The organism is Carnobacterium jeotgali MS3 (genome assembly GCF_000745125.1).
GTDB classification, from domain to species: Bacteria; Bacillota; Bacilli; order Lactobacillales; family Carnobacteriaceae; genus Carnobacterium_B; species Carnobacterium_B jeotgali.
The window spans coordinates 253,930-268,755 of the sequence record NZ_JQNF01000003.1 but is presented as its reverse complement, the minus strand read 5'-3'; the positions used below and the strand labels follow the sequence as shown (position 1 = coordinate 268,755).

Sequence of the window (14,826 nt, the reverse complement as noted above, 5' to 3'; positions counted from 1 at the left end):
GTGGGATAATGATTAATTATGTGATTGTACTCTCTTCCGTCTTGGAGACCGTACGAGAAGATATGCTTAATAAGGGCATTAAAAATGTATCTTCTATCCAATACCTAAATGATTTATTTAATCCAGATGGATCAGGCATGCTATATACTGTAGTTAGAGAAAATATCTGGATTATATCTGGAAAATATACTTTAATATGTAGAGTGGCTGAGGAAAAGAATACTATAAAAGCCGTGCGAATAAAAGAAAGTACCACTCGTGAGTACTTATCTTATCTTTCAAATGCTGAGTCACTTTCGTCAGGTTGTACGATCATTACTTTAAATGATGCAAATTATATTGAAAAAAAGCCGAATGACACTTTTGTTCAGCAGGTTATTAAAGAGTCTGAGAAAAATACCTTTAATAAAAAAGAATTTAAAAAGTTTAAAGAGTACTGGAAAACTCAAGATATTGCTTCCAAACTTGAAAAAGAATTAATCAAAACAAAAAAGATTGAGAGTACCACTTCTTTTTCATCAATCCAGTTTAAGCCAGATATGACAGAAATAACGTTATACGTAAGTCTAGGAGACTTTACATATCGAATTGGAGATAACATAGTCATTAGTTCAAGTGAAGAATGGAACGCTAAATTTCAATCAAATTATTCTCATATGGAAGATATTAAAGGAATCGAAATAGGGAAAATCCAATTGATTGATAGAAATAAGCAAAGAATAACAATTACTCATAACATAAAGCATATGTATAAACTTCTTAAACAACTTTCTGGAATAGAAGAGGGTTATTTGTGGGTCAATGACATTGGCAGTCTTGCAAAGAAGAGGAATGAAGAAAATGCTTTGAAACAACTGTTCAATAATCAAACTGCAAATATGAGTTTAAAAACTTTTATTCCGGAAGTAGTGAATGCTCAATCGTCTTCATTTGAGATGAAGCAGTTGGATAGGGGAAGTTTTTCATCAAACTTTGAATCATTAAATGATAATCAACGTTTGAGTGTCCTCGGAGCACTAAATACAGAGGATATATTTTTGATTCAAGGACCTCCAGGAACGGGAAAGACAACTGTTATTTGCGAAATGATTCAGTATTTAGCTAAGCAAGGAAATAAAATTCTATTATCTGCACAAACTCATTTGGCAGTTGATAATGTATTGCAAAGAATTGGAGAAAATGAAGAAATTGATGCGATTCGAATAGGCAATGATGAAAAAGTAGAGCTTGGAAATGAAAAATACCTATTGAAACAACGTGTTGATAATCTACAAAGTATGATTGTCACAAAAACAGTAGAAAATAAAAAACAGTATCAAGGCATAAAAAAAAGTTATGAGACCCGCATACAAAAATTACCTTATTATGAATTCGTTTACAAAAGAGTCGATACATTCATGTTAGTGAATCGAAAACTTGAAAAAGCAACTAAAGAATTAAAAAAAATTAGTGATGAAACAAAAGATTCTGAAGAAATGAAAGTAATAGTAGCTGATGAGATTGACTGCAAGAAGCAACGCTTAACTAACAACGATAATGAGTTAATTCAAATAAAAAAAATTCTAGCAGAAGGTTATTCCCACGATGAATTGATTAATCAATTTAGATTTCAAACGAAAGTCTTTGTATCTAGAATCGAAAAAGAAGCTATTAAAGAATTTAAAAGTTGTATTTTTCAATTGAAGAATATTAAAACAGAAGAAATAAATGAAATGGAAAGTTTAAAACAAGAGAAAGATAACATTCATAAATCGTTGGAATTTTATAATCAAAAGCTATCTTTTTACAAAGCGGAACAACAAAAAAATAGTGTTTCTTATGAAAGTCAAGTAACTATATATGAAAAAATTTGTACTACTTATCTGAATGAATACCAAGAAAAAAAATCACAGATAGAACATTTTTCCAGTAAAAGTAAACAACAAAACGGAAAGCTTAATGAATTAACAAAAAAAGCAACTAAAGCCAAAAATGTTATTCTTATGGCTTTAGAACTGAATAAAGAGCCCTTGAACGTTATTATAGGTTCAGAATTCAATTTTAAAGAATTTTTAAATTTTTATACTCAAGCTCAAATATTTGAATGGAACTATGGAAAGCTGCCTGAAAATACGTTTGACTTATTGAAAGATATTGTTCTTTTTGATGAAATAACGGATTTAAAAAAGAATCTTGAACAAATAAAGAGGCATTGTGATGAACTTCTTAAACAAAAGATAAATGCCACTGAGATACATACTCAAATAAATCAACTAGTTCAAGAGCACATCAATAATGACCACGTTCGTAGTTATTTGATTAGTGAGTGCAAAGATTTTAATCAGATTTCTACTAAAGATATTAATATATGCAACGCGTATATAGAATCATTAAATAAAGATAAGCAATTTATAGAATTTTATAACCTATCAAGTGATATTCAAGAAGAGTGGTCTTCACGAATGAATGTTTATCAAACTTCTTTTGAAAAAGCTTTTATTGATACAGCTAATTTGATTAGTGCTACTTGTGTTGGTATTAATACTAAGGATAATAATTATTTTTTAGAAAGTGAATTTGACTATTTAATTATCGATGAAGCTGGGAGAGCATCCAGTCTGGAATTATTAATTCCGATGATTCGTGGTAAAAAAATTATTCTTGTGGGAGATCATAAACAAATCAGTCAAGATGTTGAAAAAGAACTAATGAAAAAGTTAATGGAGTCTGAAGAAATAGACAGAGAGGAAATTGTAACATATAAAGCCTCGCTTTTTGGCTTGATGTATGAGAACGCTCAACCTTCAAATAAAATGTTTTTAAATACTCAATTCCGAATGAGTAGTGATATTTCAAAAATTGTATCGGACTTCTATTACAATGGAGAATTGCTTGATGCAGATAACATCAGAGAGCGCTCACATGGATTAGAAAGTGAACTTGAACAATCATTCTACTGGATAGATACTCTTGATGACATGGAAATATACCAAGAAGACAAGGAAGTCAGTTCACCTTACAATATAGGAGAAGTAGAAGGAACGATTAATTTGTTAATGTGGCTAGATGAAAACCTTAATGAAGAGAAAACAGTAGGAGTTATTGCTCCTTATAAAGCACAGACAAAACGTTTGGAAAAAGAAATTAATACTGTGGAATTTAAGCATCTTGAAATTGAAGTCAACACGATTGATGCATTCCAAGGTAGAGAAAAACAGATTATTATTATGAACTTAGTTCGAAACAATCAAAGAAAAGAGCTTGGATTTATTGTTCACGATTCGAGACTTAATGTTGCTTTTTCACGTGCACAAGAATTGATGTTTGTGATAGGAAATACGAATTTCATTTACCAAAACAAAGGTAATTTGTCTAAGTTGTATGATACTATTGTTCATTTGAGAGGAAACGCTGCAGTTAAAAGGATTGAAGAGTTTTCGAGGGTGAGACAAGATGTATAATAGTGATATCGATCTTTTACATGAGAAGTATTCTTCTTTTTTTAATGAATATCATTTGGTGGGATCAAGTGATATCTGGATTCCTTTTTTTAAAAAGGATATTGAGGTAACGTATATATCCGAAGAAAACTTGACTGTTGCAGAAGAATTTGTTGGGAAATGTATTCAACGTGGTATCAATAGAAAAGCAGATATTGCAAAAGTTTTAACACTGAAAGCTAATTTTTTAAATGTAGTTATTGAACCATTACTGGAACAAAATTTTCTTGTAACAGATGATAAGAATGAATCAATTTACTTATCAGATGAAGGTGAAAAATTATTTGCTAGAAAAATTAAGTGTTTAAATAAAAAAGGAAACCTTTCAATATTATTTGATGTTATTAACGAGACTAATAAAGTTGAGTATCTTGCCTACGAAAGAAAAGGGTTTTCTCGTGTGAGAGAGGCAAAAGATGGGATTTTAATTGATGGGAGAAAATTTCCGGTTTATGAACATATGAAAGATTACGAACGGTTATCAAAGTACTTTTTAACAAATATCGAAATGCATAATAAGAATGTAGAAAAAGGGTTAAATATAAGTAAGATAGTTAATGTGAAAGATTTTGAGTATATGCCTCGCAAAGAACTGCTGTTTCGCAAATACGCAATGTTAATTTATGCAGACACAGAGAAAGAATTAGAAGTGCTTGTTATCGATTCAGTAACAAAGATAATTCAGCCAGAATTTAGTGCAGTTTTGAAGAAAAGACTAGTTGAAGGTTACTTCAGTGATTATTTTGACATAGCGACCGCACTTGAAGAGCGTGATAATGTACTAAATGAACTTTCGGAAATAGCAGATAAAATTGAAAAATTAGATGATGAAAAAGTTCAAATAACCACTGTGAATAATGTAATCATACTTAAGTATCTTATGAACACGGAAATTAGAAGGTTGTTCCTGCATTACCTAGAAACGGCTCAAAAAAGTTTATATATCATCAGTCCTTGGTTGAACCGGACTATTGTTAATGATGCATTTAAGAAAAGTATAGAGAAACTACTCAAGTGCGGAGTAGAAATCCGAATCCTTTATGGTATTACTGATGGAAATGAAGTCAATTTTTCTGGAAGAGACAAAAAATCAAAAGAAATTGCAGATGAATTAAGAAATCTAGGTAAAAAGTACAATGGATTACTAAAAATAGAGAATGAACAAACCCATGAAAAATTATTAATCTGCGACGACAAATATGTTATTAATGGAAGCTATAATTTTTTGTCTTATGATGCAGAATATAAAGGAGATCTACGTAAAGAAGGAAGCACTTTTATAGAAAGTGAAGAATGGGCCACTGAAGTAATTAAAGCACGGTTTACTTTTTAATTAAACCTATGAGCTAGCAAGTAAAAAGTGAAAAGATGAAGGAGATATGAAATGAGATTTATTAAAAGTTTAGGTGAAGTAGCTGGTCATGCTACAGGTGCTCTATTAGGTGGGGCAGTAAAGTTTGTTGGCGGTGCAGTCGATAGTGATTTTATTAGAGAAATTGGAGATGGCGTAGAACAAACGACAAAGAACACAGGAAGATTAGTAGGGCAAGCAGCAGAGGGAACTTATAAAACAATTAAAGGAGCGGTAATGCAAGATAAACAAGAAGCAAAAAAGGGATTAAAAGATATTGGTGGTGTAGCAGGAGAGACGGTAACTGGGATTGGGAGAGGTATTGAAAGTGTAGCAGCTACCAGTCATCATATTGTTAGTTCAGCAGCAGCTGGAGATAATCAAGAAATAAAAAAAGGTTTAGCTAAATTATTAAAAGGCGCAGCTATTGGAGCTATTGGTATTGGAATACTAGATGGGCTGGACATAATAGGTGATGATACTATTGAAGTTAGCGGAGAAAGTATCTTTGGTCATGACGATATCAGTGAGGGAACCACAGCAGAAAGTTTCGTAGATCCGCATCATGTAGACAGTTATACAAGAGCAGATGGAGCATTTGTTAATGAATACTGGAGAGATGGAGATGGTAACACCAGTGTTGACTTAACTTCAACAGATGGTGGAGGATTTTCAAGAAACGAGTCATGAGTTATTACTAATGGCATTAATTTGATAGAATAGGTGTAACAGTAGGAGGAGTAAATGAATGAAAATTGGAATAAGAAAACCTAGTATAAAAAAGTCAATAAGTGCAAGAACTACAGGTAGAGTTAAACGTGCGATTAAAAGAAAACTTTTACCTGGCTATGGAAGAAAAGGTATGGGATGGATAAAAAATCCCAAAAAAGCACTTTACAATAAAGTTTATAAAAAAACCACATTTTCTATTTTTGATTTATTCAAATGAAAAATAGAAATTTTCATTTGCTTGATTATGTTCGCTGATTTACTAAAATTAGGGAATTTCTTATAAATAAGGTAGTTAAGAAGTGTTTATCTACCATATAGGTGTTTTATAAAGAAGTATACGGTGCTTAAGATAGGAGTGCCTACCATATACCTAACTGCCACAATAAACTTATGGTAGTAAAATTTGTTTTGCGTACGGTAACGTCATCTTTTACGAAGCAATATGGTACGTAACGACCCTAATTAACCAAAAACCATCTAAAAGGTCACTCTTTTAGATGGTTTTTGGTTAGACGTAATATATTGCTCGTCCTACATCTGCAGATTTATATTCGTTTTGTAGGACAGAGCGGATTCTCCGAACTGGACAAACACCTCCGCACCAATCATATAAGGAAGACACTGTTAACTTTCTCTCTGGAAACAAACGTTTGTATTCTAATGCATGTATTGAAATGGTTGTTGAAACTTTTTCGTTGTATCCGCATATTTTACATTTGCATTTTTTGTTTTTATATTGAATCACTGGCATGAATTGCCTGCAATTTGGACAAATGATTCCTTTTGTACACTCGTCATAAGTATATTCAGGTAACCCATTTAAATAGGTTTTTGTACGTGAAGAGAGGTCGCATAATTTTTTTGCAAGTAGGAGGTGTTTGGTAGAAAGTGTTTCTAACTGCGCATTTAATTTCCTGAAATGCTTTGGAAAAGTTGCTTGTACCAATGTTTTTTATATATTTAACACGTCGTACAACATGAATTCAGGGTGCACAAACGCCACAAAAGATTTGATAGGCATTTTCATTTGAAGTGATTCTAATAAGCTTTGCAACAAGGAAGTATGGCGATTGATTCTTTCTGTAGGGCTGTGGAATGAATTGCCAGAAGGAATAGATACCAGAAATCCTTCTTTATATAAATACTCTCCGCCATAATTCTTCACTTCATAAAGTAAAATCTCTCGTGCGGTGATGATTAATGTGTCAATTTGAAAATCAGTACCACTTATCTCCAAAGGTAAGTCATTCAAAATGAGGCAGTCACAAGTTAACGCCTCGGTTAGTGCATCGAAGTAACACTCACCTTCATAACCTTTTATCTGCTTCAAATATTGATTGTAAATTTCTTCAGATAAATTTGTCCGAACATTCAAAGACTCTAAGACAAGCAACTTAAAACATTTTTCACGCTTTTTATAAATCATTTCCACCACTCCTTTAATGATACTGTACGCAAAAGAAGTATCTTATGATTGCTATAATTAGGTGTTTTTTATCAAATTTGGTTTTACCTACCATATGTAGAGAAAGTAATATGCATATGGACCTTAAATTGGGTTAGAATACCGTATGGGTAGAAATCTTTAATGCTTAAAGTACTTAAAAGTAATTTACATACCATATCGATTTATTTAATTTAGACATACAGTACGCATTAAGATATTGCCTACCATATAGTTGTTAATCCATATTTTATACGGTCTTTAACCGGTTTTAATCCAATCTTTTGGACCTTTTCGGGCGCAGCCTAAAAGCAAAAAATTGAAATCCTCTCAAAAAATTTCAAAAACTAAAAAAAGATGACGTTTTCTTTCGGAGAAAAACGGTTACAATAAGTTTATTAAGAAATCGCTTGCAAAAGCATAGGAGGAAATTAGACATGGCAGAGAAAAAATACATCATGGCAATTGATCAAGGGACAACGAGTTCAAGAGCAATTATTTACGATAAAAAAACAAATACAATTGGGAGCTCACAAAAAGAGTTTACGCAAATTTTCCCACAAAGTGGTTGGGTAGAACACAACCCGAATGAAATCTGGAATTCAGTACAATCGGTTATTGCTGGGGCATTTATTGAATCCGGTGTCAAACCAGAAGAAATCGCTGCAATTGGGATTACGAACCAACGTGAAACAACAATCATTTGGGATAAAGAAACAGGTCGTCCAATTTACAACGCAATTGTTTGGCAATCACGCCAATCAGCACCTATTGCTTCTAAATTAAATGAAGATGGACATTCTAAAATGATTCATGAAAAAACAGGATTGATCATTGATTCATATTTCTCAGCTACTAAAATTCGTTGGATCCTTGACCATGTAGAAGGCGCACAAGAGCGTGCTGAAAAAGGTGAGTTGATGTTTGGAACAGTGGACACATGGTTAGTATGGAAATTAACGGGTGGAGATTCATTCGTTACGGACTATTCAAATGCCAGCCGTACAATGTTGTTCAATATTCATAAATTAGAATGGGATCAAGAAATTTTAGACTTATTGAATATTCCAAGCGTTATGATGCCAGAAGTGAAATCCAACTCAGAAGTTTATGGAAACACAACGAACTACCATTTCTATGGAGCGAACATTCCAATCTCAGGAATGGCTGGAGACCAACAAGCTGCTTTATTTGGTCAAATGGCTTTCGAACCTGGAATGGTGAAAAACACTTACGGTACTGGTTCATTTATCGTCATGAATACCGGAGAAAAACCACAATTATCAGAAAATAATTTGTTAACAACGATTGGGTATGGAATCAATGGTAAAATTTACTATGCTTTAGAAGGAAGTATTTTTGTATCAGGATCGTCAATCCAATGGTTGCGTGACGGATTAAAAATGATTGAAAATTCAGCTGACTCAGAAGCACTTGCTAAAGCATCTAAAAACGACAATGAAGTATTTGTGGTACCAGCCTTTACAGGACTCGGAGCACCTTACTGGGATTCAGATGCACGTGGATCTGTATTTGGATTAAACCGTGGAACAACGAAAGAAGATTTTGTTAAAGCGACTTTACAATCGATTGCTTACCAATCACGTGATGTTATTGATACAATGAACAAAGATGCTGGTATTGATATTCCATTATTGAAAGTAGATGGCGGAGCTGCAAATAACGACTGGTTATTGCAATTCCAAGCAGACATCTTAGGAACGAAAGTGCAACGTGCACACAACTTAGAAACAACGGCATTAGGAGCAGCTTACTTAGCTGGTCTAGCAGTAGGGTTCTGGGAAAGTATGGATGAAATCAAAGATATGTATGAAGAAGGCGGTATTTTTGAACCACAAATGGGAGATGCAGAGCGCGAAAAATTATACAAAAACTGGAAATTAGCTGTTAAAGCTACACAAGTCTTTAAACCAGAAGCTTAAAAGGAGGAAAAGAATTATGGTTTTCTCAATCGAACGAAGAAAACAAGATATCAACGCATTAAAAGAAGAAACATTAGACGTTTTAATTATCGGTGGAGGGATTACAGGTGCTGGTACGGCTTTACAAGCCAGCGCCTCTGGTCTTAAAACAGGGCTTGTTGAAATGCAAGACTTTGCTGAAGGAACCTCTTCACGCTCGACAAAATTAGTTCACGGAGGATTACGTTATTTGAAAAACTTTGATGTTGAAGTTGTAGCGGATACGGTTCAAGAACGCGCGGTTGTGCAAGGAATTGCCCCACACATTCCAAAAGCGGACCCAATGATTTTGCCAATCTATGACGAACCCGGTTCAACATTTTCAATGTTTTCTCTAAAAGTGGCGATGGATCTATACGATCAATTAGCTAGCGTTACAGGTACAAAATACGCGAACTACACATTAACCAAAGAAGAAGTTCTTGAACGTGAACCTCAGCTGAAAAGTGACGGTTTATTGGGTGCTGGAGTATATCTGGACTACCGCAACAACGATGCTCGTTTAGTGATTGAAAACATCAAGCGTGCTGCTGCGGATGGCGGACACATGGTCAGCCACATGAAAGTCGTCGGAATCGTGTACGACGAAGATAATAAAGTTAGTGGAGCAACAGTAGAAGACTTATTGACGGGTGAAACATTTGATATTAAAGCTCGTGTTGTCTTGAACTCAACAGGTCCTTGGTCTGACACGATTCGTCAAATGAATACTAAGTTGGATGCCGTTCCACAAATGCGCCCAACTAAAGGGGTTCATTTGGTAGTGGACCGTAAAAAATTACACGTTCCACAACCGACTTACTTCGATACAGGTAAAAACGATGGCCGCATGGTATTCGTGATTCCTCGTGAAGAAAAAACATACTTTGGTACAACGGATACAGATTATAAAGGCGACTTTGCACATCCAACGGTTGAACAAGAAGATGTTGATTATCTATTAGAAATCGTTAACAACCGTTACCCATCAGCTGATATCACGATTGACGATATCGAATCAAGTTGGGCAGGCTTGCGTCCATTGATTTCAGCAAATGGCGGTTCGGACTACAACGGTGGGAACAGCAAACCAATCAAAGACGAAAGTTTTGACAAAGTGATTTCTACGATCGAGCAATTCCAAAAAGGTGAAGTGGATCGTTACACTGTAGAAGACGTGTTGAAAAACATTGAAACCGGTAATTCTGAATCAGAAGATAACCCTTCAGCCGTTTCTCGTGGAAGCGCATTGGACATTGACGAAGATGGTTTGATTACAGTAGCAGGTGGGAAATTGACCGACTACCGTAAAATGGCGATTGGGGCTATGAAAGCTGTTATTGAAGTGTTGAAAAATGATTTCAATGCATCTTATGAATTAATTGATTCTGCTAAATATCCCGTATCTGGTGGAGAAATCAACCCACAAGAAGTGGATGAAGTAACTGATAAATTAGCTAAATTAGGTGTTGAAAAAGGCTTGACTGAATCAGAAGCAACTTACCTTGCTCACTTGTATGGTTCAAACGCGCCGAAAGTATTTGCTCTAATTGATAAAATTGAGCAAATCGAAGGATTAACATTGGCAGATAGCCTAAGTTTGCGGTATGCTATGGATGAAGAGATGGCGTTAACACCAGCGGACTTTTTAATCCGTCGCACAAATCATATGTTGTTTATGCGCGACACTCTAGATGGTATAATAAAACCAGTGATTGCTGAAATGGCCCGCTACTATGGCTGGACAGATGAAGCAAAAGCTGCTCACACTGTAAAATTAAACACTGCAATTGCAGAGTCTGATTTAAAAAAATTAAAAGGAGATGGAAATAGATGAGTGGAGATATGTTACAAATTTTCAGTGAGTTCTTAGGAACAATGATGTTAGTTTTGCTTGGTGACGGAGTATGTGCGGCCGTTAACTTGAAAAAAAGTAAAGCTGAAGCATCAGGATGGGTTGTCATTGCACTTGGATGGGGAGCAGCCGTAACAATCGCAGTATATGTTGCAGGATCAATGGGACCAGCACATTTAAACCCAGCTGTAACACTTGGTATGGCTATTATTGGTAATTTTGATTGGGCATTAGTATTGCCGTTTATTATTGCACAAGTACTTGGAGGTATCTTGGGAGCTGTTCTAGTATGGTTAACTTACATGCCACACTTTAAAGAAACAAAAGACCAAGGCAATATTTTAGGAACTTTTGCAACAGGTCCAGCTATTCGTAACACTGTTGGTAACGTAATGTCAGAAACAATTGGTACTTTCGTACTAGTATTTGCACTTATGATGTTTGGTAAAAACACATTTACTGATGGATTAAACCCATTAGTAGTTGGGGTATTAATTCTGTCAATTGGTCTTTCTCTTGGAGGATCAACAGGGTATGCAATCAACCCTGCACGTGACTTAGGTCCGCGTATTGCGCATCAATTGTTACCTATCGCAAACAAAGGAAACTCTGACTGGGGTTATTCTTGGATTCCAGTAGTAGCACCAATGATTGGTGGAGCTATCGCTGCATTCCTTTACATTGCAATTACTTGATAATTAATAACTAGATAGTCTCACGTTTATACGGATTGATCGTATAAACGTGAGGCTATTTTTTTGAAATGATAAAGACTGTTCAATAATCGGTACATATGCGTCAAAAGAAATTTCTTCTGGAATGACGGATTTGCTTGTGAAGCCATGGGAACGTTTTAAGCCTGGAAAGATAGTCTTAAAACTTGCAAGCCTCAAACCAAACGTAAGCGCTGAAGCGTTAACGTTTGGTAATTCGCATTGCATCCTTGACACGGCTACAAGCAATCCTATTCCTCCAGAAATATAGGCGAGCTAATGGATGGATTAGTTGCACGTATGAGTGAAGTGGTAAAAAGCCTTTACTTGTTCGAGAAACAAGCTTCCATAATCAAGTGAGAGTCAAAAAGTTGTGCACTTGTTCATGGAATAGGGTTGCACGAATGAGTGAGATAAAAAAGAAGTTCATTTAATCGTGCAATTGAAAAAAATGAGGTAACATACGGTTGAGTGGATTTGAATTTGAACCATCTAGCTTTTTATAAAACTTTGTTCTATAATAAACTATAATTTAAGTGAGCAAGAGAAGGAGCTAACGACATGATTGATTTACATTGTCATATTTTGCCAGGTGTCGATGATGGGGCAAAAAATTTAGAAGATTCGATGGATATGGCACGTAAAGCCGTAGCCGAGGGAATCACTCATATTTTAGCATCGCCTCATTATAAAAATGGGCATTGGGATATTGAAAAACAAACTATTTTACGTTTAGTTAATGAAGTTCAAGAAGAACTGGATGCTAGAGCGATTCCGTTAACTATTTTTCCTGGACAAGAAGTGCGTATTAATGGCGATATTTTTGAGGATATCAAAGAAAATAAAATTCAATTTATTGATGAAGGAAACCAGTATGTTCTAATCGAGTTTCCAACTACGACGATTCCTCAATATGCTGAAACGTTATTTTTTGAGATGCAAAGAGATGGCATTACACCGATCATCGTTCATCCAGAACGGAATCATGTGGTATTGAGAAATCCAGAAATATTGATGCCTTTTGTTGAAAAAGGGGCATTGGCGCAATTAACGGCTGCTAGTTATACTGGTGGGTTTGGTAAAGAAATTCAAAAAGTGAGTAAGCAATTGATTGAATCTAACTTAGTGCATTTTATTGCTTCTGATGCCCATAATACTGGTTCGCGTTCGTTTCATATGAAAGAAGCTTATCAAAAATTGGAAAAGGAATTTGGTCCAGAAAAAGTAGCAGAATACCATCAAGTCACTAAAGACTTGGTCAATGGTGAACCTATTTTTACTAAGACACCTCAAAAAGTGAAAAAAGCTAAATTTTTAGGGTTGTTTTAATTAGAGAATCTATAAACTTGGGATAAACATTTCAGCAATTCAAAAAGCGGTCATTGCATCTGATGCAATGACCGCTTTTTGATGTTTCTAGATAAAGGCAACACTTGTATGAGCAATACATAAAATGGAGTTCTTTTTCTGAAAAACCAATCGTCAAAATAGTCGAAAAGTTGCCTTATTTTAGGAGAGTAAATCATGGTATACTGCATGGACTAATTGGTTGGGAGGAGTTATTATGAGACTAAAAAATAAGTTAAATCAAAATAAATTTAAGTTTGTACTTATTATTCTCTTAATAAGTCTTTTTGTCAGCTTCTTTAACGGGATTCATAAAAACAGAACCTTAGCCAAAATGAATGAAGACTATAAATTATCAGATACGTACCAACAAGAAAGTTTGATAGAGAGAACAAGATTTGTGACGAAAAGAGACGGAGAAGTGACGATTGTCGTTTTAGGCAGCAGTGTGACGTTTGGAAAAGGGGCTACTGAAGCACAACCGGTATGGGGCAACTTGTTGGAAGCTGATTTAAACGGAATCGACGGTATCAAAGTTGAGGTAATCAATCATGGCTACAGCGGTTATAGTACAGCTGATTTGATTTCAAAGCATAAAATTGAAGCAGTTATAAAAGATAATCCCGACATCATTATTTTTGAATTGTGTCTAATTAATAATAATCGTTACCCGCAAAATGATATGGAGCAAACAAAAGCGGATATTCAATGGATCATGGCTCGTTTCAGTGAGGAGTTGCCAGATACCTTAGTCATCTTACAAACAGCTAATCCGACGTTGTACAATGACGTGTTTCTAAAAGAAGGCAAAGTAACTTATAATCAATACAACAATGAAATTGTTGATTTTGTGACAACACAACAATGGCCATTTATAGATACGTATCACATAATGCTGTCTAAGATGAAAGAGCAGCAATTGCCACTGGACTATTTTTTGGCTGATGATGTCCATCCAAATGGAGATGGCTATCACATGTGGTTTGAACTATTAAAAGAACGGTTAGAAGTGCCAGTAAAAACATTGCACTAACAAAATTCATCATGATTTAGAGTATAAAAGTCTTGAGCAGCTATTTTCTCGCGGCTTTTTTTTTCGTAAATGCCGTTTGAAATTCTTTGAATATTAGCGATTTCACATGTTCTGTAGTAAGATGACTTATAAGAAAGCGTGGACACGCTAAAAAATAGGTTTGAGTCATATTAAGGATTTAAAAGCATTTCTTAAAGGATTATTTCATTTTTAAGTAGGAAAGAGAAGCATTAGTTAAATCAACTCAATATAGTTTTTAATTTTGAGTTGGTGCAATATGCGTTAGTTCGACCAACTTAGAAAGGTTTTTCTTTTGGGAAAGAGTAATATAAAAAGTCACAATGAGGATATTTACTCATTGTGACTTTTTATTTCATTTTTCAAATAAATATATTGAAATAAAATTCCAGTTAAGCTATACTCTATTGAAAGGGGATACATATTTGGTAGGAAGACTTTTAATAAGGAGGAAAGTGGTTGGAAAAAGGGAATAAGTTTAAATGGTAACGTATCCTTAATAAAAAATCAATTTAACTCGATAGTAGGAGGAATAAAGATGAAAGTTATTATGGTTTGTTCAGGTGGAATGTCAAGTGCAATAGTAGTTAAAGCAATCAAAGCAGAAGCGGCAAAACAAGATTTTGATTTGGATATGATTGCAGTAGGGTCTGGTGCAGTAGAAGATGCCTTGAAAGAGGAAGATTACAAGTTATTATTGGTTGCGCCACAAGTAAAACACCAATTTGCTACATTTGAAAAATATGCAAATGAAAACGGTGTCCCAATCGAAAAAATTGAACCAATGGGTTATACACCAATAGGAGCACCTAAAACGCTAGAGTTAATCAAGAAATACCGTTAATTTTTCATTTGAGTCACGTACTTGTTTATTATTATGAATCATCAAAGGA

11 protein-coding genes are annotated in these 14,826 nt (G+C 34.6%); 10 read left to right on the top strand and 1 reads right to left on the bottom strand.

All coding sequences use genetic code 11. The annotated features are described in order from the left end of the window. The first annotated feature begins 8 nt into the window (after positions 1–8). From BP18_RS01480 to BP18_RS01465, 4 genes are read left to right on the top strand one after another with little or no spacing between them, the layout of a single operon-like run. Positions 9–3,440 carry an AAA domain-containing protein gene (locus BP18_RS01480; protein WP_035050171.1) on the top strand — a complete coding sequence of 1,144 codons (3,432 nt, stop codon included), beginning with the start codon at positions 9–11 and terminating at the stop codon, positions 3,438–3,440. After that, positions 3,433–4,812: a phospholipase D-like domain-containing protein gene (locus BP18_RS01475; protein WP_029276881.1), complete on the top strand. Its 1,380-nt coding sequence runs from the start codon at positions 3,433–3,435 to the stop codon at positions 4,810–4,812. Before BP18_RS01480 ends, BP18_RS01475 begins: the two co-directional genes overlap by 8 nt. Before the next feature lie 51 nt (positions 4,813–4,863). Beyond that, on the top strand, positions 4,864–5,520 hold the full coding sequence (locus tag BP18_RS01470) for a hypothetical protein (RefSeq protein ID WP_051669226.1): 657 nt from the start codon (positions 4,864–4,866) through the stop codon (positions 5,518–5,520). Positions 5,521–5,578: 58 nt separating this feature from the next. Further along, positions 5,579–5,779 (top strand): hypothetical protein, encoded by a 201-nt coding sequence (locus tag BP18_RS01465; protein ID WP_029276885.1) that lies wholly within the window; start codon positions 5,579–5,581, stop codon positions 5,777–5,779. Between the two features lie 735 nt (positions 5,780–6,514). On the opposite strand, the gene BP18_RS01460 is transcribed toward BP18_RS01465, so the two are convergent. Next, complete coding sequence (locus BP18_RS01460; protein WP_029276887.1) at positions 6,515–6,988, bottom strand: nuclease-related domain-containing protein; 474 nt, start codon at positions 6,986–6,988, stop codon at positions 6,515–6,517. 455 nt (positions 6,989–7,443) lie between these two features. Between BP18_RS01460 and glpK the strand changes: the two genes are divergently transcribed. From glpK to BP18_RS01430, 6 genes are all read left to right on the top strand, one after another. Further along, positions 7,444–8,949, top strand: a complete 1,506-nt coding sequence (gene glpK, locus BP18_RS01455; RefSeq protein ID WP_029276888.1) for a glycerol kinase GlpK — start codon at positions 7,444–7,446, stop codon at positions 8,947–8,949. Positions 8,950–8,965: 16 nt separating this feature from the next. Then, positions 8,966–10,804, top strand: coding sequence for a type 1 glycerol-3-phosphate oxidase (gene glpO / locus BP18_RS01450; protein ID WP_029276890.1), 1,839 nt, complete (start codon positions 8,966–8,968; stop codon positions 10,802–10,804). After that, positions 10,801–11,517: an MIP/aquaporin family protein gene (locus tag BP18_RS01445; protein ID WP_029276892.1), complete on the top strand. Its 717-nt coding sequence runs from the start codon at positions 10,801–10,803 to the stop codon at positions 11,515–11,517. Before glpO ends, BP18_RS01445 begins: the two co-directional genes overlap by 4 nt. Before the next feature lie 579 nt (positions 11,518–12,096). Then, entirely contained in the window at positions 12,097–12,864 is a 768-nt protein-coding gene (locus tag BP18_RS01440) for a tyrosine-protein phosphatase (protein ID WP_029276896.1), read from the top strand. A gap of 235 nt (positions 12,865–13,099) precedes the next feature. Beyond that, entirely contained in the window at positions 13,100–13,915 is an 816-nt protein-coding gene (locus BP18_RS01435) for an SGNH/GDSL hydrolase family protein (protein ID WP_029276898.1), read from the top strand. 556 nt (positions 13,916–14,471) lie between these two features. After that, the gene (locus tag BP18_RS01430; RefSeq protein WP_007725925.1) at positions 14,472–14,777 is read left to right on the top strand and encodes a PTS sugar transporter subunit IIB; all 306 of its coding nucleotides are present in this window, start codon (positions 14,472–14,474) and stop codon (positions 14,775–14,777) included. The last annotated feature ends 49 nt before the right edge of the window (positions 14,778–14,826 follow it).